Annotated in this window: 28 protein-coding genes and 1 tRNA gene; 3 read left to right on the top strand and 26 right to left on the bottom strand. The window is 39.6% G+C overall.

The annotated features are described in order from the left end of the window. From KKD20_04645 to KKD20_04580, 14 genes are all read right to left on the bottom strand, one after another. The coding region (locus KKD20_04645; protein MBU4332381.1) for a prepilin-type N-terminal cleavage/methylation domain-containing protein at positions 1–140 on the bottom strand (140 nt) is incomplete at its 3' end. A gap of 84 nt (positions 141–224) precedes the next feature. Then, positions 225–725, bottom strand: coding sequence for a type II secretion system GspH family protein (locus tag KKD20_04640; protein MBU4332380.1), 501 nt, complete (start codon positions 723–725; stop codon positions 225–227). 125 nt (positions 726–850) lie between these two features. Then, positions 851–1,309: a small multi-drug export protein gene (locus KKD20_04635; GenBank protein ID MBU4332379.1), complete on the bottom strand. Its 459-nt coding sequence runs from the start codon at positions 1,307–1,309 to the stop codon at positions 851–853. Between the two features lie 239 nt (positions 1,310–1,548). Continuing rightward, positions 1,549–2,490 (bottom strand): serine hydrolase, encoded by a 942-nt coding sequence (locus KKD20_04630; GenBank protein MBU4332378.1) that lies wholly within the window; start codon positions 2,488–2,490, stop codon positions 1,549–1,551. Positions 2,491–2,516: 26 nt separating this feature from the next. Beyond that, a complete protein-coding gene (gene scpB / locus KKD20_04625) occupies positions 2,517–3,062 on the bottom strand; it encodes an SMC-Scp complex subunit ScpB (GenBank protein MBU4332377.1) in 546 nt (181 codons plus the stop codon). A 138-nt stretch (positions 3,063–3,200) separates the two neighbouring features. Further along, the gene (locus KKD20_04620) at positions 3,201–3,914 is read right to left on the bottom strand and encodes a segregation/condensation protein A (GenBank protein ID MBU4332376.1); all 714 of its coding nucleotides are present in this window, start codon (positions 3,912–3,914) and stop codon (positions 3,201–3,203) included. Between the two features lie 89 nt (positions 3,915–4,003). Continuing rightward, positions 4,004–4,567 (bottom strand): YbaK/EbsC family protein, encoded by a 564-nt coding sequence (locus KKD20_04615; GenBank protein ID MBU4332375.1) that lies wholly within the window; start codon positions 4,565–4,567, stop codon positions 4,004–4,006. A 49-nt stretch (positions 4,568–4,616) separates the two neighbouring features. Continuing rightward, entirely contained in the window at positions 4,617–4,961 is a 345-nt protein-coding gene (locus KKD20_04610; GenBank protein MBU4332374.1) for a hypothetical protein, read from the bottom strand. A 116-nt stretch (positions 4,962–5,077) separates the two neighbouring features. Further along, positions 5,078–6,958: an aspartate--tRNA ligase gene (aspS, locus tag KKD20_04605; GenBank protein ID MBU4332373.1), complete on the bottom strand. Its 1,881-nt coding sequence runs from the start codon at positions 6,956–6,958 to the stop codon at positions 5,078–5,080. Between the two features lie 48 nt (positions 6,959–7,006). Next, positions 7,007–7,411, bottom strand: coding sequence for a HEPN domain-containing protein (locus tag KKD20_04600; protein ID MBU4332372.1), 405 nt, complete (start codon positions 7,409–7,411; stop codon positions 7,007–7,009). Further along, the gene (locus KKD20_04595) at positions 7,408–7,758 is read right to left on the bottom strand and encodes a nucleotidyltransferase domain-containing protein (protein MBU4332371.1); all 351 of its coding nucleotides are present in this window, start codon (positions 7,756–7,758) and stop codon (positions 7,408–7,410) included. Before KKD20_04595 ends, KKD20_04600 begins: the two co-directional genes overlap by 4 nt. Before the next feature lie 615 nt (positions 7,759–8,373). Next, complete coding sequence (locus tag KKD20_04590) at positions 8,374–9,396, bottom strand: sodium:calcium antiporter (GenBank protein ID MBU4332370.1); 1,023 nt, start codon at positions 9,394–9,396, stop codon at positions 8,374–8,376. Positions 9,397–9,483: 87 nt separating this feature from the next. Further along, positions 9,484–12,252, bottom strand: a complete 2,769-nt coding sequence (locus KKD20_04585; GenBank protein ID MBU4332369.1) for an HAD-IC family P-type ATPase — start codon at positions 12,250–12,252, stop codon at positions 9,484–9,486. Between the two features lie 222 nt (positions 12,253–12,474). Beyond that, a tRNA-Lys gene (locus tag KKD20_04580) sits at positions 12,475–12,550 on the bottom strand. A 341-nt stretch (positions 12,551–12,891) separates the two neighbouring features. Here KKD20_04580 and dnaB point away from each other — a divergent pair. Beyond that, positions 12,892–14,268 (top strand): replicative DNA helicase, encoded by a 1,377-nt coding sequence (dnaB, locus tag KKD20_04575; protein ID MBU4332368.1) that lies wholly within the window; start codon positions 12,892–12,894, stop codon positions 14,266–14,268. An 80-nt stretch (positions 14,269–14,348) separates the two neighbouring features. On the opposite strand, the gene KKD20_04570 is transcribed toward dnaB, so the two are convergent. After that, positions 14,349–14,783 (bottom strand): hypothetical protein, encoded by a 435-nt coding sequence (locus tag KKD20_04570; protein MBU4332367.1) that lies wholly within the window; start codon positions 14,781–14,783, stop codon positions 14,349–14,351. A 54-nt stretch (positions 14,784–14,837) separates the two neighbouring features. On the opposite strand from KKD20_04570, the gene recR reads away from it, so the two are divergent. Both recR and KKD20_04560 read left to right on the top strand, forming a co-directional pair. Further along, entirely contained in the window at positions 14,838–15,440 is a 603-nt protein-coding gene (recR, locus tag KKD20_04565; GenBank protein ID MBU4332366.1) for a recombination mediator RecR, read from the top strand. 28 nt (positions 15,441–15,468) lie between these two features. Continuing rightward, positions 15,469–15,942: a hypothetical protein gene (locus tag KKD20_04560; protein MBU4332365.1), complete on the top strand. Its 474-nt coding sequence runs from the start codon at positions 15,469–15,471 to the stop codon at positions 15,940–15,942. A 262-nt stretch (positions 15,943–16,204) separates the two neighbouring features. Here KKD20_04560 and KKD20_04555 read toward each other — a convergent pair whose 3' ends face one another. The 11 genes from KKD20_04555 to KKD20_04505 all read right to left on the bottom strand — a co-directional run bounded on the left by KKD20_04555 (position 16,205) and on the right by KKD20_04505 (position 21,513). Then, a complete protein-coding gene (locus KKD20_04555) occupies positions 16,205–16,432 on the bottom strand; it encodes a type II toxin-antitoxin system HicB family antitoxin (GenBank protein MBU4332364.1) in 228 nt (75 codons plus the stop codon). A 21-nt stretch (positions 16,433–16,453) separates the two neighbouring features. Beyond that, positions 16,454–16,687 carry a DUF2283 domain-containing protein gene (locus KKD20_04550; GenBank protein MBU4332363.1) on the bottom strand — a complete coding sequence of 78 codons (234 nt, stop codon included), beginning with the start codon at positions 16,685–16,687 and terminating at the stop codon, positions 16,454–16,456. A 47-nt stretch (positions 16,688–16,734) separates the two neighbouring features. Beyond that, positions 16,735–17,046, bottom strand: coding sequence for a 50S ribosomal protein L21 (rplU, locus tag KKD20_04545; protein MBU4332362.1), 312 nt, complete (start codon positions 17,044–17,046; stop codon positions 16,735–16,737). A gap of 59 nt (positions 17,047–17,105) precedes the next feature. Continuing rightward, entirely contained in the window at positions 17,106–17,534 is a 429-nt protein-coding gene (locus tag KKD20_04540; protein ID MBU4332361.1) for a DUF192 domain-containing protein, read from the bottom strand. Then, positions 17,518–18,570 (bottom strand): undecaprenyl/decaprenyl-phosphate alpha-N-acetylglucosaminyl 1-phosphate transferase, encoded by a 1,053-nt coding sequence (locus KKD20_04535; protein MBU4332360.1) that lies wholly within the window; start codon positions 18,568–18,570, stop codon positions 17,518–17,520. The genes KKD20_04540 and KKD20_04535 overlap by 17 nt, the downstream gene beginning before the upstream one ends. A 30-nt stretch (positions 18,571–18,600) precedes the next feature. Next, a complete protein-coding gene (locus KKD20_04530; protein ID MBU4332359.1) occupies positions 18,601–18,828 on the bottom strand; it encodes a type II toxin-antitoxin system HicA family toxin in 228 nt (75 codons plus the stop codon). 4 nt (positions 18,829–18,832) lie between these two features. Then, positions 18,833–19,078, bottom strand: coding sequence for a type II toxin-antitoxin system HicB family antitoxin (locus KKD20_04525; GenBank protein MBU4332358.1), 246 nt, complete (start codon positions 19,076–19,078; stop codon positions 18,833–18,835). A 21-nt stretch (positions 19,079–19,099) separates the two neighbouring features. Then, the gene (locus KKD20_04520) at positions 19,100–19,477 is read right to left on the bottom strand and encodes a RuvX/YqgF family protein (GenBank protein ID MBU4332357.1); all 378 of its coding nucleotides are present in this window, start codon (positions 19,475–19,477) and stop codon (positions 19,100–19,102) included. A 99-nt stretch (positions 19,478–19,576) separates the two neighbouring features. Beyond that, positions 19,577–19,927 (bottom strand): trp operon repressor, encoded by a 351-nt coding sequence (locus KKD20_04515; protein ID MBU4332356.1) that lies wholly within the window; start codon positions 19,925–19,927, stop codon positions 19,577–19,579. Positions 19,928–20,006: 79 nt separating this feature from the next. After that, complete coding sequence (map, locus tag KKD20_04510) at positions 20,007–20,753, bottom strand: type I methionyl aminopeptidase (protein MBU4332355.1); 747 nt, start codon at positions 20,751–20,753, stop codon at positions 20,007–20,009. Positions 20,754–20,871: 118 nt separating this feature from the next. Beyond that, positions 20,872–21,513 (bottom strand): adenylate kinase, encoded by a 642-nt coding sequence (locus KKD20_04505; protein MBU4332354.1) that lies wholly within the window; start codon positions 21,511–21,513, stop codon positions 20,872–20,874. Positions 21,514–21,678: the final 165 nt, after the last annotated feature.

Raw genomic sequence — 21,678 nt, 5'->3', positions numbered from 1 at the left:
TTAGTTTTGGCAATATTTGCTTTTTCTCTAGTATTTTTCAAAGCTACAATTGCTAAAGTTGCCAATAGACCAATTATTGAAATTACCACTAAAAGTTCAATCAATGTGAATCCTGATTTTGTTTGTTCTTTGACTTGCATAAAATTTTAAAAAATCAAAGCACAAAATTAATCACCCCCAAACTCGCCAAAGTAACAACAATACCAGCAATAAGCACTCCGCCGTTATTGAGCCACATCTCCGCCTTTAACCGTAAAAGTGCCACCACCCTCTAATGTAGCCCACAGAGTATAACGACAACAACTCACAGTACACGGGGGTGTACCTTGACCAATTTGATCGGGCTCATAATTATAATAATATGACCCATTATTCAAGGGATCGACTGGAACCCTACCCATAAACCCCTCGGTTACTAAATCCTGTAAATCACTGTTTGGATCCCAATAATCTTGAAGGGGAGTTGGAAGGACGCACCCCCCGCTCCCAACACTAGTGTCCCAACACAAGCCTTCCGGCGGAAAACGGTCATACTTATCGTAATACAAATCAAAGGCCTTTTGAATCTGCCTTAAATCCGCTTTTCTCTTCGTATCTCTCGCCTTGGCCCTGGCATTGTTCAAAGCCACAATCGCTAAAGTTGACAACAACCCAATAATAGAAATCACCACCAAAAGTTCAACAAGAGTAAATCCTAATTTGTTTTTGGTGTCTTTTAAATGCACGGAATTTATTTAAAAATTAACAATAAATTACTATCGTATTACTATCGTATTACCATCGAGTTACAACTGTATTACAACGGAGTTGCCGCCTCGCGCACCTTATCCCAGTAACCAGTGACTAGTTATCAGTTGCTAATAGTAATCACCCCCAAACTCGCCAAAGTAACAACAATACCAGCAATAAGCACTCCACAGAAAATATATAAAACTGCTTTCCAATATGGAACTCCAAAAAGAAATGCCGCCATACTACCGGTCCAGGCACCGGTGATTGGCAAAGGAATAGCCACAAATATTATCAAGGCCAGATGACCATATTTCTCAAATTTTTTATGAGCTCGCCGCCGCGTTCTTTCAAACAACCAGGTGAAAAATTTGTTAGCAAAAGGGCTCTTTTTTATTAGCCACTGGGCCAAAGTTCCCCAAAACCAAAGCAAGAAAAATATTGGCAACATATTGCCGATAATCGACCAGATATAAGCCTGTATTGGCGAAAGGTTATATACTGTAAGCGCCAGGGGAATTGAGCCCCGCAATTCAGCGACTGGCAACATGGCAGTGAGAAGGGTGTATATTTGGTTCATATTATCGTCAAAATTTCTAATTTCTAATTCACCATTTTAAAATTCACCTAATTCACCTAATTTCTAATTCACCTAATAAAATTTCTAATTCCTAAATTAAAAATTGGGAATTGGAAATTTAACTAGAAACTTGACATTAAGCATTTAGAATTTTATTAGAAATTAGGTGAATTAGAAATTAGAAATTTATCTTACTCTTATTCTACCACCAACCGCCGCCAGCATCAAACCAAATTATGTCACTCCCAAGTCCAATTTTGAAACGTCCACCATATCAAACCCTTGACTTCTTGAAACCGCGTCTCATTATTCTCACTCCCCAAAACCACAGCTATTATTTCGTTTCCGTCTTTATCTTGCGCGCCCACCCCTAAACAAAAACCTGCTTCTTCAATGTAACCGGTTTTCCCGCCTAAAATTTTATAACCATCACTATTATTTAAAAAACTTTTAAGCAATTTATCAGTACTTTTAACCAACAGCCGTCTTCTAGTATTTACTGTTTGAAAACTATATTCTTCCAGATTCATAATCTCTTGAAGCAACTCGCTATCTGTGACCGCCCCAATAAGTTGGGCAACGTCGTTGGCCGTTGAACGGTTAACTTGATTAAGGCCCGTGGGTTCTGCAAAATAAGAATCTTGCATGCCTATTTTTTTTGCCCTTTTATTCATAGCTACTATAAAATCTTTCTCACTCAATCCAGTAGAACCAACTAAAGCCAAGGTGGCATTGTTAGCCGAACCGATTAAACTGGCATAAAATAAATCCCTCACCCTAACGGTTTCTCCTATTCCAATTTTAATCCGAGCGCCAGCCACTTGATCTTCACTGCTTATTATTACAATTTGTTCCCAATCAGGCTCTAAATCCAGAACAACCAAGGCGGTGACTAACTTGGAAATACTGGCAATCGGTAGCTTAGCATCTTTATTCTTTTCAAAAAGAACTTTTCCGCTTAACTTATCCATCACTAAAGCACTCCCAGCAGTTAATTTTATCCCGCGATTTTGATAATTGATTCTTGTAGGAGGTGCTATTTCAGTGGCACCAGCAATTTTTTCTTCAACTCCTAAAACAATCGGCTGGGGGTTTATTTGCGCCCTATCAAAATCAACAGTCACCAAAGACTGGCTTATTACAGTTGAAATTATTAAGTTGATTAATAAAGATACAAGCATGGGATTGATTCTAGATCATTACATTATTATTCGTTTTGTCTCAAATATTCTTCCAAACTCTCGTGTTGGTGCAGTTTATCATAATCAGGCAGTTCATTAACGCTTTTTAGCCCTAAATATTTTAGAAATTCAAAACTGATTCTATAATACGGCTCTCTTTGTTTTTCTTCCACTTCAACCAAGCCCTTAATCAATAGATTCCGTAAAATCAAACTACAGTTGATTCCGCGGATCTGTTCAATCTCCGGCTTAGTCATTGGTCCGCGATAGGCGATGATAGTCAAAGTCTCTAAAGCTGGCCGTGTTAGTTCTCCGGTCATGTCATCCTTTAAAAATTTCTGGACTATGTCCTGATTATCCGGACTAGTAGCCAGCTGAATCTCCTTATCCTTCAAAGTTTTATTTTCTACCAGCCAAAGCCCACTTTCCGGGTTATTATACTTTTCTTTGAGCTGACCGATAGCTTCTTCAATCTCCGCGGGCTTAGCACCTGATAATTTTACCAATTCCTTGATAGAAAATGGCTTGGGTGAAATAAAAAGTGTGGATTCTATTTTAGAGGTTAATGACATCTATTTAATTTATTAATTTATTGCGTTCACCCGCCTTCGGACGAGATCGTTTTTATTAACCTTATTCACTCTCTTATTCACTCTATTAACCGCTATCTAATCTAACTTCTCTAACTCATAACTATTTTCCTTTATTGCTCAATTACCTAATTTCACTCTCTCTATCCTAATCTCTCCAAATCCCTGTTCCTGCACCACCGCCACCTGCTTCTGCTTTACCAGCTCCAAAATCGCCAGAAAGCTGATAACTACTTCAGTTCGATCGTTTGAATTTTTAATGATGTCATAAAATCCGCATTCAGCTTTTTTGATTATACTTATGATTTGTTTAATCTTTTCTTTAATGGAAATAACTTTTTTGATGCCCCGCTCTTTTAACTTGGGTATCACCTCCAAACCACCGACAATCTCCTTAAAAGTCCTTGCCAACACTTGAACATTCACACTGCGCGGCGGCCTAAATACACCATGTAAATCTCTGGGCAGCTTCTCCCGGAAAAAAATAAACCTCCTTTCTTTAAGTCTCGCTTCAATTTTTCCTGCCGCCTCTAAAAACGCCTTGTACATTTTAAGCTGGCGCTCTAATTCCTCGCCTGTTTCCTCGCTATCTAGTTCTAGCTGGGGTAATAAAGTTTTTGATTTTATTAAAAGCAGGCGAGTGGCCACCACTAAAAAATCTGCCAACTCATCGGGATTAAACTTATCTTCTAGTTTTTGAACATATTCTATGTATTGATCAGTAACGCGAGAGAGCGAAACCTGGGTAATGTCTAATTCTTCTTTTTCAATCAGTTTCAAAAGAATATCAAGCGGACCTTCAAATTGATTAAGTTTGATGGTATATTGGGGCATGGGTTGACATTTATTATTTACTATTCATCTATTCATTATTCTTCGCCACATCAATCTCGTTCGTAAATAGTAAATAATAAATAATAAATTTATTTCTTTATCCCTGCTTTTAACTTACAACTGGTCTTTCTCTTTATGGCCTTTCGCCTGCCCGCCGAAGCTTTAGCGGAAGCAGGTGTTTTTGTGGCCTTCACGGCCCCAAAACTCCCCAGCGCCGCGGATTCCAAATCCGCATAATCTTTAGCTTTCATGCGGACGCTTTCCATAAAATCTCCAGAGGCAAAAATCGCCTCTTTTACTTTCATTAGTCCCCTGTCCACTAAAACAGGAATCTTATAAAGCGAGCCAAAAGCATGCATAGCGCCAGGTTTGACTTTGCAAATCTTCACCATGTCTTTTTCTTTGGTAATATCCACCTTCTTCACTTTAAGCGCCTTGGCCAACTTCTTAAAATCCAAATTCATATTAGCCGGAACAGAGACAATATAATACTGCTTATCAGCTTTGACTAAAAGCGACTTGACAATTTTTTGCAAATCCTCTCTCAATGTCTGCGCCGCGTCATAAGCTGTGAATACTTTTTTATGTTTTAAAATCTCGTGCTTGATTTTATTGGCATCAAGATAGGTTTTAAGTTTTTTAGAGATGGGCATAGGGATATAGTTAAAAGTTAGATTGGTTATATGTTACGAGTTATAAAAATCAAACCTTACTTGATTTCTTGTTTTTTTGATTTCTTGTTTTTTTGATTTTCAACGGCAGCTTCTGTTGCCTGTCCAGTAACCGTCGTACTTCTTTCCGCCCTTCGCGAGTCAAACGCACGCTCTGAATAAATGTCTTTTGGCTCGTCAACTCTCCAAAACCGACAACCAGATTCTTCTTTATCAAACGCACCAAACTCTTAGTAATAATGTTAGTCATGTCTTCTTCTGACGGCCTTTTTTTGTAAGAATCATAAAATTTCAAAAGTTCCTGTCGTGGAGCCTTTTTCCGTTTCCAATACCAACACTGCAACAGTATATATTTCTGCAGTTTTGAGAGTTTCATAGTTATTCACCTGTATTCATTTTACTATACTTTAAATTTTGTGGCAAATAAAAAATCACGATTCACAATTCACGTAACACGACCAAAATGGTAGCGAATAAAATTTGTTTAACTTGTTATGTGTTACGTGCCTCATGCCTCGTGATCTCTATCCCCAGCTCTTTCAACTGCTCTTGTTCCACCTCACTCGGCGCGCCAATCATCACATCCTCACCCCGGCTGTTTTTGGGGAAAGCCATCATTTCCCGAATTGACTCCTCGCCAGCAAAGAGCATGGCAATCCGTTCAATGCCCGGAGCAATGCCGCCGTGCGGCGGAGCGCCATACTTAAACGCTTCCAACATATGCGAAAAAAATTTAATTCGTTCTTTGTTAAAGCCAATCAGCTTAAATATTTTTTCTTGAATGTCCGGACGATGAATTCTAATTGAGCCGCCAGCCACTTCAAAACCATTCAAAACCATATCGTGCTGATAAGATTTGACTTTTTCCGGCGCAGTGTCTAATTTTGGCCAATCCTTTTCTTTAGGCATGGTAAACATATGATGAGCCGGAGAAAAATGTCCGTCTGTCATCCCTGGCTCAAAAAGCGGCCAGTCCACTACATAGCAAAAAGCTAAAAGATTATCATCAATCAAGCCAAGCTTGCGGCCCAGCTCTAGCCTAATCTGACCTAAAATCTCGGCTACCTTCAACTCTTCACCTGCCATAAAAAATATAATGTCACCTGGCTTACCTTTCATTTCTTTAACAATCTCCCCCATCTTTTCCTCGCCAATAAATTTCAAAAGTGGGGATTTAAAGTTGTTTTCTTGATTTTTTGTTTTTTTGTTTTCTTGATTTCTTGATTTTCCCCGCCCTGAGTTTGTTGAAGGGTTGATTTCTTGATCTATAATCACATACCCTAATCCCGGCGCTCCCAAATCCTGCGCCAAACCCTCCAGTTTATCCAGTTCACTACGAGAAAATTTTGCCGCACCCTCACCGTTGACAGCCCGCACTACCCCGCCTTTTTTAACTGTATCGCTAAACACTTTAAATCCGCAGTCTTTCACTAATTTAGAAATATCTTGAATCTCTAAGCCAAAACGCAAGTCAGGCTTATCAACACCATATTTTAACATTACCTCGTCCCAAGAAATCCTGGGCCAGGGCTTTTTCATAATCTTTTTATCAATCAACTTTTCTGCCGCTTGCGTGAACAATCGCTCGGTCAAATCTAAAATATCTTTTTGCTCCACAAAACTCATTTCCAAATCCAACTGATAAAATTCGCCTGGACTTCTATCAGCCCGCGCATCTTCATCGCGAAGACAAGGCGCAATTTGAAAATATTTATCAATCCCGGCGACCATTAACATCTGCTTGTACTGCTGGGGCGACTGGGGCAAGGCATAGAATTTGCCCGGATTCAGGCGCGAAGGCACGATAAAATCCCGAGCGCCTTCGGGCGTGCTTTTGGTTAAAAGCGGAGTCTCAATTTCTATAAACCCTTCTTTTTCTAAAAAGTCGCGAATAAATTTTATCAATTTATAACGCAAGCACAAATTTTTCACCATCTTTTTGCGCCGCAAATCAAGATAACGATATTTAAGCCGCACCTCTTCATTAGTTTCCTCGGCCTTATCCTTGACATCATCGCCTGGCGGCCAGGCAATCTCAAAAGGCGGGGTTTTGGCGGTATTTAAAATCTCCACTGTTTGCGCCTCCACCTCAATTTCGCCAGTTTCCAATCTTGGATTCAGCATATCTTTGGGTCGAGCTTTGACTTTGCCCGCAACTTTTATCACATATTCATCCCGAACTTTATCTGCTTGCCTCCAAGCATTTTTAGAAATCTTCGGATCGCATTTGACTTGGGTAATCCCATATCTATCCCGCAAATCAATAAAAACCACGCCGCCATGGTCGCGTCTGCTGTTGACCCAACCGGACAGGGTTATTTCCTTGCCAATATCTTTTTTGCGGAGCTGGCCGCAAGTGTGAGTGCGGTACATAAAAAGAGTTATGAGTTATTGGTTATGAGTTAAGCTGGTTAAATTAGTTTAAACTTTAACGCTCTTTTCGATAACTTCGATAAACTCCTTGGCCGTCTTAATTATCCTTTCAGCATCTTCCTTGGTTGTTTTTTCTAAAAATTTATAATCTGCTTCTTCCCTTGCTTCTTTAGCTTCTCGGAAAAATCTACTAAATTTTGCCGGAACTTCATTAGTCCTTACAAAGTGTTGCTCAAACAAATAAATTACTCCCGCGTGAGTTTTAGCAAAAAATCCCTTGGTTATTAAAGCAGCACTAGCCGCCTCAAAGAAGCCATAATAGGCTCGGGAAACCGCTCCTCGATAGCTCTTTTTTTCAAATAAAATTTCAGCTGCTTCTATATTTTCTTTAGCCCTGGACATATAAATCTTAAATTGTTTTTTACCATTCTCTGGCTTAATATTATACATCATATATCTACACCCTCCCTTTGGACTTCCAAATAAAAAGGCATCTGTAAGTCCAAGCCTTTTTTAAATTCAGCTCTTGAAAAAACTTTAGGTGATATTAATGAATTATATTTATGCAATGAATCATCAGTCAAATCCATAATAAAATCCTTTTTCTTGCGTGAAGTCCTTTTCAAGATTACCAAAACATCAATATCATAATCTGGCCATGGTTTAAAATCACCCCTGGCCTTGGAGCCAAAAAGTTTCAATTCCAAAACTTCTCCTTTTAATTTTTTGAGGAGCTGGGTTTTAAATGCTTTGATGGCTTTTTTTTCGGTTGGGGAAAAAATTTTTGCTGTTTTTCTCATGTTTATTATTTACTTCTCTTCCGGCGGCTTTTGTATTTAGGCAATTTTACGCCCGTGCTCGGGTTGTTAGGATTCTTTCTTCTTTTTTTATCCGCGCATCTTTGTTTTCTCATATTGTTGCAATTTAAATATTAACCTGCTATCAATACTATCAATATACCATACTTCCTAATTCTAATCAAGAAAAAAGCCATGTCCGAAACGAAACATGGCTTGGTTGATTATGCCCCCCCAACTTCTTCTGTACGTCTAATTTTATGAGCACAGAAGCTCATAAAACGTCCTTTCTCGCGATACTTGCAATCGGTTGCCCGAGAGCAATCATCACATTCTTCTACTACTCTTCCTCCCCTGATCTTGACCCCTGCCAAGTCATAAACAAGGCCAATAGGCTCTCTTTTGTCCATAGCTTTATCCCTCCTTTAATAAAGTCAAATCTCTTTTCTGATTTATTCAATATTAATTGCTCTATATTCAATATTAATTGCTCTAAATAAAAAAGTCAAGGCTCGGGCAGTCAAGACTGCCGCTACCGCGGTCAAGACCGCGTCGAACTCATAACCGCATCATCGTGATCCTTGGCTATCCGCAGTCATCCGTGGCCATCCGTGTTTATTATCTCATTAAAAAAACAACGATTACAAAAACCACATAACACATCACCAACACCATCCCCTCCTGCCAAGAAAGTTTTGACTTAGTCCGAATAAAAACTGAAAAAAGTCCCAACACTAAAAACATGCATAAAGCACTAACTAAAAAGAGCCGAAAAGCCTCGAACGACAATGCAATTGGTTGAAGTAAGGCAACAACCCCTAAAATAAAGACTAAATTTATAGTCATGCTCCCAAATAAATTTCCCAATATCATCTCTTTTCGGCCGGCCATAACCGCCCGAATACCAAAAGTCAACTCCGGCAAAGTTGTGCCAATAGAGACAATTATTAAGCCAAGAAGCACAATCGGCAAATTCAAAATACCAGCCAGCTCAATACCTAAATAAACAATTATCCTGGCACTAACAATAAGCAGAAGCATAGCAATGACAAGCCAAAAAGACTCTATAATAATCTCTCTTGGGGTTCTTTCCTTGCCGCTTGGAGTTTCAAATTCCTGATGAAATTGCTCGCCATTAATAGGGATCCGCAGCATGTTTAAAGCTTTGATAACAAAAACAGGCAATCGCTTTTGATAAGAATGGAACAAGTGCACCAAATAAAGTAAGAAGATTAACAAAAGTAATAAACCATCAACCCGGGAAAGTGTCTGGTCAATAAAAAGCAAAACTGGAATCAGGAGCATGATGATAGTATAATAAACGTCTTTTTGGGCAATTCTAGTGCCAATCTCAATGCCCCGGCCCAAAACCGCCGCTAAGCCAATCACCAAGGTAATATTAATAATATTAGCGCCTACCAGATTTCCCAGCGAAAGGCTGGTAGATTTAGAAAATGCCGAAGAAATACCAATAAACAACTCCGGCGCCGTCGTGGCAAAGCTAACTAAAATAAAAGCAACCAAAAACTCGCTTAGTTCATAATGCGCGGCAATGCGCGTTAATGATTTCACCACCTGAGCCCCGCTACGGGCGAGGACGTAGCAGGAGATGAGGAAGGAGATTGTATAGAAGATAAGCATAATGCATGATTGTTACATTGCTACATTGTTAAATTGTTAACCAGTCTCCACTCCAACAATTTAACAATGTAACAGTTTAACAATAAATCAGGTCAACTCTCGCTTATGATGCCGCCGCCGCACAATAAAAATCCACTTCCCAAACTCAATGGCTAAAATATTGATAACCCCCACCAAAACTACTAAAATCCAATCCTCCGTGTTCAATGGAATCGTCCCTAAAATCTTCTGAAAAAACGGCAAATAAATCGCAATCACCTGCAGTCCTAAAGCTGAAATCACTGCCACTATCAACCACATATTCGAAAAAATCTTAGTGCTAAAAATCGAATGCCTAATGCTTTTGCAGGAAAAAACATAAAACAAAGAACTAGTACCGAGGGCCGCAAAAATCATAGTTTGAATATGCACTAAATCTGCCGTGCGACCTAAAAGATAAAAATAAATTCCAAAAAGTAGAAGGTCTGTTATAATACCGATGATAAATATCAGTACTTTCATCTCGGTGTCGAAGATTCGTTCTTTTTTTCGCGGCGGCTCATCCATAATATCTTTCTCTCCGGGCTCCACTGTTAAAGCAATATTAGGAAAACCATCAGTAACTAAATTTATCCATAAAATTTGAGCGGCAGTAAGCGGCAGCGGCAGACCTAAAATTAAGGCGCCAGTGATCAATATCATTTCTGAAAAACCACCACAAAGTAAATATAAAATAATCTTTTTAATATTATCAAAAATAATCCTACCCTGCTCCACCGCCGAGACAATGGTCTTGTAATTATCATCCAACAAAACCATATCTGCCGCGCCTTTGGCCACGTCCGTGCCGCTTCCTAAAGCCAAACCAATATCCGCAGCCTTAATGGCCGGCGCATCATTAACACCATCGCCAGTCATGGCCACAACCTCGCCTCTATCCTGCAGGGCATCAATAATGCGCAATTTATGATGAGGGCTGACTCGAGCAAAAATGTCAACAAAGGCTACCGCCTTCTTAAGTTCTTTATCATTCAAAGAATCAAGTTCTTTGCCCGTAAGAATATTTTTACTCCGGGCTGGAATACCAATCTCACAAGCTACGGCCTGCGCAGTTAATCTATGGTCGCCAGTAATAATCACCGGCCGGATACCCGCGCTCTTGCAAAGCCCAATAGCTTCCTTGGCCTCTGCCCTTAAGGGGTCTTTTAAGGCCACTAAACCCACAAATGTTATATCTTTAACCATTTCATCAGCTAAAATTTTGCCTTTATCTTTTTGTTTTTCTGATTTATTTTGATTTTTTGTTTTCTTGTTTTCTTGATTTATTGATTTATAACCCACCGCCAAAACTCGCAAACCCTGACGGGTCATTTTTTCAAAATTTTCTTTAATTTTTTTCTTCAGGGCTGGGGTTAACTCTTTGGCGCCGTGATCAGTGTCAACAAAAGCAGAGCGAGCTAAAATCTCTTCCGGCGCCCCCTTAACCGCCATAAAATATTCTTTCTTCACCACCCGATGCAAAGTTGCCATAAACTTTTTTTCCGAGTCAAACGGCAACTCGTCCAAACGCGGCAGATGTTTCTGGATATCGTCCAGATTTAAACCGGCGTGAATCGCGGCTAAAAGCAAGGCTACTTCTGTTGGCATACCCAAGACCGACCAATCTTTGAGCTTGTCTTTAGGATTTTCCACTGCGGCATTATTGCACAAAAGGCCAATCTTTAAGACTAGTTCATGAGTTTTGGCTTGGCTTTTCTCTCCAGCCTTAACTCCATCATTTTCTCCGCATAACTCACCAAGCCCGGCTATTAATTTAGTCACCTGCATTTTGCCCTCGGTTAGGGTTCCAGTTTTGTCAGAACAAATGACCGTGGTACTGCCCAAAGTTTCTGCGGCAATCAACTTGCGCACCAGCGCCTTCTTTTTCAAAATCCGCTGCATCCCAATTGCCAGCACTACAGTAACCGAAACCAGCAACCCTTCGGGGATAGCCGCTACCGCAACGGCCACGGCTGTTTCAAACATCTCGAATGGAGGTCGACCACGGGTAAAACCCAGAATAAAAATCAAAAAACAAATTGCCAATACAATAATACCCAACATCTTGCTAAAATAAGCCAGCTTATCCTGCAGGGGCGTTTTTTCGTCTTCCGTTTGTTTAACTAAAGTAGCGATCTTGCCAAGCTCTGTCATCTTCCCGGTCGCGCAAACTACAGCCTTACCCCGACCATTCATAACACTTGTACCCATAAATACTATATTCTCTCGGTCTGCTAAAGCCGCTCCCTCTTTAAGTTGACGAGATGATTTTTTTGAAGGCAAAGATTCCCCAGTCAAGGCGGCTTCAACAAGCTGTAAATTCATTGCCTCCAGCAACCTTCCGTCCGCCGGAATCCGATCCCCGGCCTCAATCAAAATAATATCACCTAGCACTAATTGAGAAACATCGACTTCTATCTCTACCTCATCTCTCAATACTTTAGCTTTTCGTTGAACTAATTTTTTTAAATGACTAATGGCTCGATTGGCTTTGAACTCTTGGATAAAACCAACAATGGTATTGATTATAACAGCTGCGGAAATAATGCCCATATCAATAAACTCTTTAAGCACAAGCGAAACAACGGCAGCAATTATTAAAATAAAAACCAGAGGACTTTTAAATTGATTAAGTAAAATAAAAAGCCATGAAAGCGGCTTTTCTTCCGGCAATTTGTTGGGGGCCCCTTGTTTAAGCCTCTTTACTGCTTCTTCAGCAGTCAAACCGTTCTTATTCGTCTTTAATTTCTTAAACGTTCTTTCAACTGAAAAACTATACCAAAGGATTTCTTTGGCTTGAACTTCTGTTAGTTTGTTTTGCTTTTGCTTTTTTGCCATACTAAAAATCTCAAGCAATTACACGCCTTGTTTATTAATTTATTGGTTTATTACTTTATTGCTTTTATTATAACATTTTTTAAGGAAACAAAAAATCCCGAGAGGGGATATACAAAATTTTATAACCGAATTTCAGGCAAAGGTTTGGGCTAGATGCCCATCCGCCCTTGGAGGAGACCAGCCTCTGGCCGAAAAACCGAATTAATTCAGGCGTATTTTATTTGGTACGCGCAGAGGGATTCGAACCCCCGACCATTGGCTTAAAAGGCCACTGCTCTACCAACTGAGCTATGCGCGCACAATATTTAATTTACATTATGGTTTACAGAGTCTTTTAAAATATTATCACAAAAAAGAAAACTAATCAAGTTTTGAACAACTTGTGCAAAACTTGTGCCCAAAATGTGGTTGCCAAAAAAATCTTTTCAATGTAAAATAAACTAACCAGAATTTTAAAATTCAAAATCCAAATTGTTCCAAATCTCAGCCAGAGGCTGATCAGCTATTGGCTGAAATGTCAAATTTCAAATTAGTTAATGTCAAAGCCTTGACATTTGGGTTTTGGGTTTGATTTGACATTTGTAATTTGGATTTTGAAATTTTAAACACGGAATTTTAAACAAACAAATTCTACATCCCATGCCCAACAATACCCAAGCAAACATTGAATCCATTGAAAAGCTTCCCCCTCAAAACATCGAGGCCGAGCAATCAGTTTTGGGTTCTCTTTTGATTGATAAAGATGCCATCGTTAAAATTGCCGATATCCTTGGCCCCCAAGATTTTTACAAAGACAATCATCGCATCGTCTTTGAATCCATGCTAGAACTTTATGAAAGCCGCGAACCGATTGATATTTTAAGTTTAACTAACCGCCTAACTGAAAGGAAAAAATTAGAAGAAATCGGCGGCCGAACTTACTTGGCTTCTTTGGCAAATGCCGTACCAACCGCGGCTCATGTGGTTTCTTACGCCCAAATCGTGCAAAAAAAAGCTACCTTGCGAAGATTGCTTAATGCGGCCTCGGAAATCACCAGCTTGGGCTACCAAGAAGAGGTTGAGGATGTTTCCTCTTTACTTGACCGAGCTGAACAAAAGCTCTTTGCAGTTTCTCAAGGGTTTTTAAAACAGGCGTTTATACCCATCTCCAGCGCTTTAACCGAGGCTTTTGACCGAATTGACGAACTTCACAAACAGGGCGGCAAACTCCGCGGCATTCCTACTGGTTTTCACGACCTGGATAATCTCTTGGCTGGTTTGCAAAAATCTGATTTGGTTATTCTGGCGGCCCGGCCCAGTATGGGAAAAACCAGTTTAGCCCTTGACATTGTCCGGCATGTGGGCGTTAAGGAAAAAGCTCCAGTAGGTATTTTCTCCTTAGAAATGTCCAAAGAACAACTAGTCGACCGCCTGCTTTGCAGTGAGGCTGGCGTTAATCTTTGGCGCATGCGCACTGGTCATCTTTCCGACAAACCAGAAGATGATGATTTTCCAAAAATTGGGCACGCCATGGGAGTGCTTTCAGAGGCGCCCATATTTATTGATGATTCGGCCAGCGCCAATGTCATGGAAATTAGAACCAAAGCCCGCCGCCTGCAAGCCGAACATGGTTTAGGTCTAATGGTTATTGATTATCTCCAGTTGATGGAGGGCCGTAATCAAGAAAACCGGGTTCAGGAAATTGCTGAAATCACCCGCTCGCTCAAAGGCATTGCCAGAGAATTAAACATCCCGGTCCTGGCCCTTTCCCAACTTTCACGCGCGGTTGAAGCCCGGCATCCGCCAATTCCTAAATTAGCTGATTTAAGAGACTCGGGCTCCATTGAACAAGACGCTGATGTTGTTATGTTTATCTACCGGGAAGAAATGTATCAGCGAGACAGCGAACGCAAACACATTACTGACATCTATATTTCCAAACACCGAAACGGACCTACTGGCATGGTCAATCTCTTTTTTGATGAAGGCAGGGTTAGTTTTAAAAATTTGGAGAAAAGGATGGAGCCCGTGGAATAAATTAATTATTTATAAAATAAAAGCCCCCAGATAATCCCTATCCGGGGGAAGAACAAAATCATACATAATGGATATCTCTGTCAGGCCGGGGAATAGAAAACATCCAGCCTGCCCCTCCTGCCTCCTCTTTTCAACCGGCTCACCTGGCCTTCTCGAGCTAACTGAACCAGGCGAAGGGAAACCATGCGAACTCCCCAAGTGTAGGTGTTGCCTTCAGCCAAAATTCTCCGCCTGACTGAACGAGCAGTACCTGACCCATACTTTCGCAAAACCGCAATAATCAGGTCACAACAAGTAGGAGCTTCCTCTGCTGACTCTGGCAGCTTCTCGACTGTCTGTTCTGGAGCCATGTAGCTAAAAGGCTCCAGCCTCTTTTTCCGGTCCCACCTCAACCAGACGATGAAGCCGCCTACTACCAAACACCACACCAATGCTATGACTACACCCATTGCCTCCATTTCGCCCTCCTTTCCTGGTTTTGAGAGTTTTTGCCGACCAACACACACTATGAACAAAAACGACTGTTTTTATAACCCATAAGTTTATCATATCTTAAAAATTTTGTCAAGGTGTCTAAATTTCCCCAAGCCATCCAAACTCTTATTCGGGCTTTTACTAAATTTCCAGGTATTGGGCCAAAAACCGCAGCCCGGTTTGTTTTTTATTTGCTTAGCCGGCCAAAAGATGAGCTAAATGAGCTTGCCGCTAATGTCAGTCAACTCAAAGAGCAAGTTGTTCACTGCACAATCTGTCAAAATTTCTCCCAAAATAGCCCTTGCGAAATCTGCGCTGATCCTAAACGCGACCACTCAATTATCTGCATAGTAGCCAAATCTCAAGATTTTGAAGTTCTGGAAAAAACTAATGAATATCAGGGAACCTATCATATTCTTGGCGGTACTATTAATCCTCTCGGTGGCATTGGGCCCGAACATTTAAAAATTCAAGCGCTTATCAGCCGCATCAAAGTCCATCCGCCAAAAGAAATTATCTTAGCCTTAAATCCGGACATGGAAGGAGAAACCACAGCCATGTACTTGACAAAATTACTCAAACAGTATAATATTCCTAAAGTTACCCGTCTAGCCCGAGGCTTGCCGGTTGGCTCGGACCTGGAGTATGCGGATGAGGTGACGTTATCGGATGCGCTGAAAGGTAGGCGGGAGATTTGATCTTTTCATAAACCGAAGGGAGTTTAAAATGAAGATAATAAAGAATCTCTTGCTTTGGCAAATCGTGGATTGGGAACCAGACTTTTCAGTCCAGTCTGGTCAATGCGGATTTGCTATTCGTGTCTCTCCTGAATTCATTAAGGGCGCCAAAAGTAGAATAGCGAACCTACTCAAAGAAAAAGGCCAAACCATAGGAGAGCTCAATGAAAATTACAACAGCTATTGGTCGTGGAGACTGAAAGAAATAGGAATGGGCCACATGATTTTTTCAGAAAGATCAATAGTGGAATTTAATCCAGAAATTGGATTGGATAGAATTCAAATATCCGGCAACGCGACCGAATTGTATTGGTTACCCGACCAGGTTGATGTTATGACTAGGGGTACCCGTTACGAAACACATAATGTAGATTCTAGTATTCAGTTTCTAACTCTACTTCTAATCTTTGATCGCTGGGCAAGAAACGTGCTTGACGAGGTCAGCAAATTAAATCTACCGTAAAAAATCCAAAAAAGCGCCGTTCATTGCGAACGACGCTTGTTTTTTATTTAAAACCAAATCTTGTTCCTATGTTCCGAAATATAGGAACACAGTAAATCATAGAGTTGCCACTACTGCACTCCTATATTACGATATATCGTAATATCGTAATATCGTAACAAACCGAACACTACTAATAACAATGTATGAATCTATTTTTAAAACAAAAAAAACACTATCATTTTAAATAGTGCCTCACCTAAATATCTTATAAATCTCATCATTAGTAAACCTCAGCTGTTTCTAATGAAAACTCTCTCAAGGTCTCCACATCTAATGACGCACTTGTTATCTTTTCTTCTCCAGAAAATTCCAAATATTCTTCAATAGCATCTTTTAACTGTTCTCTGGCTTCCAATAAGGTCTCGCCTTGAGCGGAAACATTCAGCTCCGGACATAAGGCCACAAAATGGCTGTTAAATTTTTTGATAATAGCGATGTAATTCTTCATAATGTTTAGTCTATTTGCCTCTTACTTTGCAAGAGTAAATTCTGCTTTAAGCGGAACACTAATAGCTGCTAATTTTTTACTTCCTCGCTTTATAAAATTAAGAATGGTAAAACCCACGACTTCTCCGGTACTTGGGTGTTTCCGCACTATTATATCATCTCCTATTTCTTGGGAGATAATATTTTTTTGGGGCTTTCCTTGAGAAAAATACAAAACATCAGCCTCTTTGTCAAAATAATAATTTAATTTACTCATATCTTCTTTCCTTATTCGTCTAAATGATAAATGGAAAATGACAAATGTTAAATCTTCAAAATCTCCACCTTCGTAAACGGCTGCCTGTGCCCGTACTTTTTCTTGTACCGGGTTTTCCGTTTATACTTAACCACTAAAACTTTTTTATCACGCCCCTGCTCGATAATCTTAGCCTCAACTTTTTTGCCTTTCAGCACGGGAGCGCCAACTTCAACTTTCTTGTCATCAGCAGCCAACAAAACCTTATCAAAAAACACAGGATCGCCTTTTTCACCTTTAATCTTTTCTATTTTTAATTTGTCTTTTTCTTTAACCTTATATTGCTTCCCGCCTGTTTTTATAACTGCTATTTTGATCATAAAAATAAAATTATTTAATTATGGAAATAGGAAATTAGTATGATTAAATTTTACACGATCTACCGACCAATGTCAACCCCGTCGCCAACTTTCAGCTCATGTTGTTGAATAAACCCAGCATTCACTTCTAATGCGTAATTTGCAGGTTCTTTGGTGGTATAGTTTGCAGAATCCTCGCCAGGTTCGGGCACTGGCAGATTTTCAGTAAAATCAACAATTTTATTATTTCTAATAAAAATTATATCCAGAGGAAATTTCATCTCCCGCATTACGAAAGAGTATCTTGCTGGCTCATCAAAAACAAAAAGCATGCCTTGATTTTGGGCCAAAAATTCTCGGCCCGAGAGCCCTTGCGCCCGGGAAACCAAAGAACTGACAACTTCGGCCTTCACTTTAGCGTTTCCAATCTTCAGTTCAACATGCTTTTTGCTTGCGCAACCGACCAGCGCTAAAACTAAGATAAAAATGATACTAAGTTTGAATTTCATTTTTTGACCTTGATTTCACCAAAAAAAATCCCAAGGCAATCATCAACCCAGCCAATAGCAAAAGGGCTATCAGCTTTTGCTTGCTTTGCAGGAAAAGTGACGCCGCGCCAAAACTCGCCGCGATAAAATATAAAAATAAGACCGCGCCTTTGTGGGAAAATCCGGCCTTAAGCAGCCGAAAGTGCAGATGCTGGCTATCACCCACGCTCACCGGTTTATGTTCAAAAAATTTCCGCCGAATAATCACCCATAAAACATCCAAGGCCGGAACCCCAACCACCAGCAAAGTAGTGGCTAATTTAGCGCCAGAAATAATGGCTAGGGAACCCAGGGCAAAGCCAAGAAAAATTGAACCGCCCTCGCCTAAAAAAATTTTAGCTGGATGAAAATTCAAAAGTAAAAACCCCAATAATACTCCGGCAAAAATCAAAGCATATAGCGCAGTCTGCGGCTGCCAATATTTATTACTGACCGATAAAAAATAAATCGCCAAAGCGCCAATCATCACTATGCCGCTAGCCAAGCCGTCCAGGCCATCCAAAAATTTAGTCGTATACATCATTCCCATCAGCCAAGCAAAAATTAAAACTATCCCAATAATCGGCCAATTTCCGATTTCAATAAAGCCGCCAAAAGGATTAGTAATCAAAGAAACTTTGATGCCGCACGCTAAAACAGAAATCACGGCCAGAATCGGCCAAATAATCTGCTGGCGGGGCTTAAGCCCGTACTTATCATCCAAAAATCCGCCAATCATTAGAAACAATCCGCCAATCAGAATCCCTAACAAGTATCTGCCATTAATAATGTCTTGCTGTTCTTGATGAGTAAAAAGAAAATAATAACCGATTAAAAACACCAAACTTAAAAAAATCGCTAATCCACCCAAAAGCGGAACTGGCTTTTTATGAACATCCCGCTCTCGTTCTGACTTTTTGGTAATATTTAATCTTTTGGCTAACTTTAGAACAAAAAAAGTTAATATAAAAGATAGAAGTATTGAAATTATAAAGGCTGTTAAAAATTGGGTTGACATAAAAATTATTAAAAAATCCCCTACTTGGGATTATAATTTCCTAAACTCTTCGACCGAAAGCCCAGTTGCCTTAATTATATTCTTGAGTGTTTTTCTTTTAATTGTCCTGCCAGGATGCTTTGCTATTACAATAACTTTTTTGTCAAATTCTCTTATCCATAATTCATGGCTGCCCCTAGCTTGTCTATGAAATATAAAACCGCGCTTCTTAATCTTCTTGAGAACTTGAAAATACGTTAAAGCAGGAAAATGCGGCATAAACTTATAATTCAACTGCTAAAGCCAAATTTGGTACCCTTATATTATTCTCAACTTTCACTACCGAAAGGGGAGAAAATTCTTTCTTCCTGTATTCTAAAATTTTAGATACCACATCTTGTAAATTTAACACTGCATCTTCAATGGTATCACCCTCTGCCCAAGCTCCTTGAATAGTGGGGCAACTAGCCAAAAAACCGCCTTCTTCCTGCTCTTCAATTTTAGTTGGATAAAAATTCAAATTCTTCATATTTTAATTTTAATATAATTATTATCTAATGTCAATAACTGACTTTCTTTCCAACCACCCTTGCAAAACCAAACTGGCAGCCGCCGCGTCATCTTGACCCCTCAAATCTCTATTTAAATTACCAGCCATTTTACTTGTCATCCGTTCATCTTCCAATTCCACGGTAAGACCTAAAAATTTAAGTCCATCAATAAATTTATCAAATTTTTTATTTTCATCACGCAATTCACCAACTACAATTGTCTTAATGTCTTTATCGCAACAAATATTTTTAATGATATCTATCGTCTTGATATCATTTTTTATAATATCAAAAGGACTAGCCACTCCAACTTCTGTTGACCCGACAGCTAAACCGATTTTTGACTGTCCCCAGTCAATACCTAGTATTTTTGACATAATGATATAAAAAAGTTAGTAGATCTTGCCTGTGTAAAATTATGTGATAAGCTAAAAGCAAAAACTCTAATTAGCTTAACATTAAATTATAAATACTTCCTACTTTCCTTTTCCTTTTTTCTTTCTTGTTTTGTTCACTGCCTCCAAGTATCCACCCCAGCCAAAATCAAGAAAATGTTTGACTGACTTGATGTTCTCATATCCAACTTTTAATTTAGATCTAATATCACCGTAAGTGTGATTACTCGTTAACATCTTGGCTATTTGTAAACGACGTGCCAACATAACTTCCTCGCTTTCGGTGAGTAAATCGCGTAAAAAATTACGAATCTTCTGAGAATTTCCCAAACTAGAAAGAATTGTACTAAACTCTTTCATGAGGACATCGCGATGCCTTTTAGACAATTTACTGGGGTCATATTTTGACATAAATTTTTTACCTCCTTTCATGGTTTCCATACTACGATATTACGATATATCGTAATATCGTAATATCGTAATATCGTAGTATTATAATATCATAAAAAAGTTAACATGTCAAAATCTCACAGCCACTTTCAGTCACCACCACGGTGTGTTCAAAATGCGCGGCTAATCCCCCGTCCACCGTCACCACGGTCCACTTATCTGGAGTGGTTTTAACCTGATAACCTTTTTCGCAAATCATGGGCTCTAAGGCTAAAGTCATGCCAGCTTCTATTTTCTCGCCAGTTCCCGTGATACCAAAATTCGCAACCCTAGGCTGCTCATGGACATCCTTGCCTACTCCGTGTCCCACTAAATCTCTAACCACTGAAAATCCTTGCGATTCAGTATACTGCTGAATTGCCGCACCAATATCACCGACATGGTTGCCGGGTTTTACTTGCTCCATACCAATATCCAAAGCTCTGCTCGCGGTTTTAATCAACTTTCGTCCAATTTTTGAAACTCTGCCCACGGCCAATGTTACTGCCATATCAGTATAATAATTTTTATATTTTAAACCCAAATCAAGACCAATGATATTGCCATTTTTGACTATTTCATCTTTTTTAGGAATTCCATGAACCACCGCATCATCAATTGAAGTACACAAAGCGCAAGGAAAATTATTATAATTCAAAAAACTGGGCTCCCCACCCGCGTCTTTAATTAACTTTCGAGCTAACTTATCTAATTCAATAGTAGTAACCCCCGGTTTAACTGCTTGGATTACTTTTTTTAACACTTGAGCCAAAACCTTTCCACCTTCCTGCATTAATTCTATTTCTTTTTGAGTTTTGATTATAATCATAAAAATAGTAACCCGTCACTGGTCACTAGGGATAATTTTAAGATGTTATTCAACAAAACCCTAGTTGCTAATGACCAATAACTAGTGATAATTCATGTTCTCTGCGATAAACATAAAATCACCCTTCAACAACTTCCATAATACTTTCCGTCACTTCCGATATCGGCGGCATGCCATTAATCCTTTTGTATATATTTTTTTCTTTATAAAAATCAATCAACGGTTCTGTTTGCTCGTGATAATCAGCAAGCCGCTTGCGCACTGCTTCTTCCTTATCATCATCCCGGATTACCAGTTCCTCGCTGTCAACATCGCACACTCTGTCCTGTCTGGGCGGCTTAAATTTCAAATGATAAATCGCTCCGCATTTTGGACAAGTTCGCCTGCCTCCAATCCGCATCACAGCCTCGTCATCGCTAATCCAAACCTCTAAAGCCAAATCAATGCCTATCACACTATCTAAGGCTTTTGCTTGGTTAATATTACGCGGATAACCTTCAAGGATAAATCCTTCTTGAGTAGCTTCTTTTTTAAGACGTTTGGCCACGATTTCGTTGGTAACATCATCGGGCATTAAACTCCCGGCATTGATAATCTGCTCGGCCATTTTACCAATTTCCGTGTGCTCTTTAATTTCCTGCCGAAAAATCTCGCCTGTAGAAATATGCGGCATCCCAAACTTTTCTGCCAAAATATCTGCTTGAGTTCCCTTGCCGCTGCCCTGGGGACCGAATAATATAATGTTTTTGTATTTTAACATAATTTATTGATTTACTGGTTCCAGCCAGAGGCTGGTCACCCTTTGGGTGATATTAATTTATTGAACCTTACTATCTCCATCTTAGCATTTTTTGAAAAAAAATGGGAGGCCAAGATTGACTCTCCCATAAATGTTCAGATGTTGACTATAGCCCCAATTGCTTGC

It is taken from the genome of Patescibacteria group bacterium, assembly GCA_018896645.1.
Taxonomy (GTDB): domain Bacteria; phylum Patescibacteriota; class Patescibacteriia; order UBA2591; family JABMQE01; genus JAHIMF01.
This window is presented reverse-complemented; position numbering and strand designations above follow the sequence as displayed.